4 protein-coding genes are annotated in these 3261 nt (G+C 71.8%); 3 read left to right on the top strand and 1 reads right to left on the bottom strand.

Translation table 11 applies throughout. The features are described from left to right. Both ACFYZL_RS40030 and ACFYZL_RS40025 read left to right on the top strand, forming a co-directional pair. A partial coding sequence (locus ACFYZL_RS40030) for an adenosylhomocysteinase (protein WP_388686125.1) occupies positions 1-137 on the top strand: 137 nt, incomplete at its 5' end. A 106-nt stretch (positions 138-243) separates the two neighbouring features. Next, complete coding sequence (locus ACFYZL_RS40025) at positions 244-861, top strand: hypothetical protein (protein WP_384759102.1); 618 nt, start codon at positions 244-246, stop codon at positions 859-861. Positions 862-916: 55 nt separating this feature from the next. On the opposite strand, the gene ACFYZL_RS40020 is transcribed toward ACFYZL_RS40025, so the two are convergent. Next, entirely contained in the window at positions 917-1843 is a 927-nt protein-coding gene (locus tag ACFYZL_RS40020) for an RDD family protein (protein ID WP_388686123.1), read from the bottom strand. Positions 1844-1955: 112 nt separating this feature from the next. On the opposite strand from ACFYZL_RS40020, the gene ACFYZL_RS40015 reads away from it, so the two are divergent. Further along, positions 1956-2963, top strand: coding sequence for a stage II sporulation protein M (locus tag ACFYZL_RS40015; protein WP_384759096.1), 1008 nt, complete (start codon positions 1956-1958; stop codon positions 2961-2963). The last annotated feature ends 298 nt before the right edge of the window (positions 2964-3261 follow it).

Here is a 3261-nt window from a genome sequence, read left to right as displayed (position 1 = left end):
AGCACCTCGACGAGAAGGTCGCCCGCCTCCACCTCGACGCCCTCGGCGTCAAGCTCACCACCCTGCGCCCCGAGCAGGCCGCCTACATCGGCGTCAAGGTCGAGGGCCCGTACAAGCCGGACCACTACCGCTACTGATCCGAGCAGCGGCACCCAGCAGAATGTGAAGCAGGCCCCCGGCACGTGTGCCGGGGGCCTGCCCCGTACGTCACGACGCCCCCGTCCCGACAGAAGTGTGCGCACCATGCCCCGCGGCCGCTACTCGCTCCACGACCCGCACGACCACGCCCCCCTGGGCGAGGAGCACTTCCACTGCGCCCCGGGCCCCTCAGGCTGGCGCTACGTCTCCCAGCTCACCGCCCCGGACGGCGACCACCGGGGTTCCGTGGACCTGGCCATCGACGAACTCGGCCGCCCCATCCGCCTCGAACTGAACGCCGCGAGCTGGCAGGTCCGGGGGGCCGCCATCGACGGGGTCACCTGGGTCCGCACCGACCCCACCGGAACCGAGGCCACCGAGGGCAACGTGCGCGCCCCCGGTTTCACCGGCACCTCCCCGGCCTTCCTCATCGCCACGGCCCGGTTGCTGCGCCTGACCCCCGGCGCCCCCGCCACCCGCGTCCGCCTCGTCGCGCTCACGGACCCGGTCCTGGCACCCCGTACGGTCGACCAGGCCTGGGCGCTGCTGCGGCGCGAGGAGCACCCGACGGACAGCGGCCCGCTGCTGGTGGACGAGTACCAGGTCAGCGCACTGGACACCGGCGAGGTCCACACGATCCACATCGCCGGCGACGTGGTCCTCTCGGCCCCCGGCATCGAACTCGAACACCTGGAGACCCCGCCCTCGACGTTCGAGGACTGACCGGACGCGGCCCCAGCGCCGATGCGCGAGCGCTGGTCTGATCCCCGCCCCGGGATCAGACGGGCGGGGCGAACCCGGTCCGGCGCACCGGCTCAGGGGCGGGAACCGCAGGCGCGGCCGCGGCGCCCGGTCCCCCGGCCGGCGGCACCGGCGCAGCGGGCGACGCCGGCGCCACGTACGGCGCGTACGTCACGGGCTGCGGAGCGGCGGGGCCCGTGACGGGGACACTCTGAGCGGTACCGAAGGCCCGGGCCGCGTCCCGGGACTGCCGTTCGTGCACCACGGCCATCAGGAACGCGGCAGCCGGCACCCCGACCGGGGCCGGCGCGCCGGTACGCGCCACGAGATCGTCGGCGAGCCGAGCCGCCATCGCCGCCCCCACCTGCGGGTCCAGCTGGTTCATCCGGGTCAGGTACTGGCGTATCGCCATCCACAGCCCCTCGGGAACCGCCGAGAGGTCCAGCGTCGTGAACCGGCCCGCGAGCCACGGCGGCGGCGGAGGCACGTGCATCACCCGGGCTGCCGGCACCCGCTCGCGGATCACCAGCGTCCCCGCGAAGACGTCCCCGAGCCGCCGGCCCCGCGAGGACACCAGCGAGGCGATGCACGCCACGGACCCGAGGGTGGCCGGCAGCTCCACCACACCCATGGCGCCCCGGACCAGCGCGTGCCGGAAGCGGATCGGCCCGCCGTCGTCCCGTACCACCCGCAGCCCGCAGGCGAGCTTGCCCAGCGACCGCCCGTGGCTCAGCGTCTCGATCGCGATCGGCACGCCCACCAGCACCAGCACGAAGCTCGCCACCACCACGGCGGCCTGGGCGGCCTCGTCGAGGGAGGCCGTCGCATAGGCCAGCCCGACCATGATCACCGTGTACCCGGTGAAGTACACGAGCAGATCGAGGACGATGGCCAGCGCCCGACTCGGCAGCCGCGCGGGCCGAAGCCCCAGGACCACCGCGTCCCCCGTCACCAGATCGCTCACCACAGCACCTTTCACGTGACCTGCCCCAACCCCTCGGGCGTCCAGTCTGCCAAGCTGACCACACGAGGAACAGGCAGTGGCAGGGGACCAGGGGCAGGGGAGCGGCAACCGTATGGATCTCGACGTCTTCGTGGCGGCACACCGCGCGGAATGGGACCGCCTGGAACAGCTCCTGGGCAGGGGTCGCAGCCTGACCGGTACGGAGGCCGACGAACTCGTCGCGCTCTACCAGCGCGTGTCGACGCACCTGTCCCTCATCCAGTCCAGCGCGCCCGACCCCATGCTCACGGGCCGCCTGACGCAACTGGTCGCGCGCGCTCGTTCCACCGTGACGGGCACCCGCCGAGCCGGCTGGCGCGACGCTGCCCTCTTCTTCACGGCCGGCTTCCCGGCGGCGGTCTACCGCAGCCGCCGCTGGTGGATACCGACCGCGCTGGTCTCCACGGCGGTCGGCGTGATCATCGGCTGGTGGATAGCCACGCATCCGGAGGTCCAGGGGGCCATCGGCACCCCGGAGTTCCTGAAGGAGATGACGCAGCCGGGCGGTGAGTACGAGACGTACTACTCCAGCCACCCCGCGGCCTCGTTCGCCGCCCAGGTCTGGACGAACAACGCCCAGGCGGCGGCGATATGCCTGGTCCTGGGCGCCTTCCTGGGGCTGCCGGTCCTCTGGATCCTCTACGCGAACATGCTGAACCTCGGCGTCGGCCTCGGCCTGATGGCCGCCGCCGGCCGCCTGGACGTCTTCCTCGGCCTGATCCTCCCGCACGGCCTCCTCGAACTGACCGCGGTCTTCGTCGCCGCGGGCACGGGCCTGCGCCTGGGCTGGACCGTCATCGACCCGGGCCCGCGCACCCGCCGCACGGCCCTCGCCGAACAGGGCCGCGCCGCACTCGGCATGGCCATCGGCCTGGCGCTGGTCCTGTTCGTCTCGGGCCTGATCGAAGGCTTCGTCACCCCGTCCGGCCTTCCCACCTGGGCCCGCATCACCATCGGCGTCGTCGCCGAGGCGGCCTTCCTCCTCTACGTGTACGTCCTGGGCGGCCGCGCTTCCCGCGAGGGCGAGACGGGCGACGTGGAGGCCGCGGACCAGACGGCGACCCTCCCGACCGCCGCCTGATGTGCATCCGACCCCGTCGAGCTGCTAGTCTCCTCAGGTCCCGGAACGGGTGTTGACACATCCGCGACGGGGAGGTAGATTCTAACGGTTGCCTCGAACTGGACAAGTTCGGCAGTGATGGTTCACAATCTCTCTCGCCCCCACTTCGAAATTGAATTCGAGCGGGGCACAGCCGTCTCCTTAATCAGGAATCCGAAGCCGGTAAATCCGGTGGAAAACTTCTGATAGAGTCGGAACCGCCGGAAAGGGAAAGCGCGAAAGCGAAGAACCTGGAAAGCACCGAGGAAGTCGGACACGA

The sequence above is a fragment of the Streptomyces sp. NPDC001717 genome, from assembly GCF_042892775.1.
Classification (GTDB): domain Bacteria; phylum Actinomycetota; class Actinomycetes; order Streptomycetales; family Streptomycetaceae; genus Streptomyces.
The sequence above is the reverse complement of the archived record's forward strand: the minus strand, read 5'-3'. Positions and strand labels throughout refer to the sequence as shown.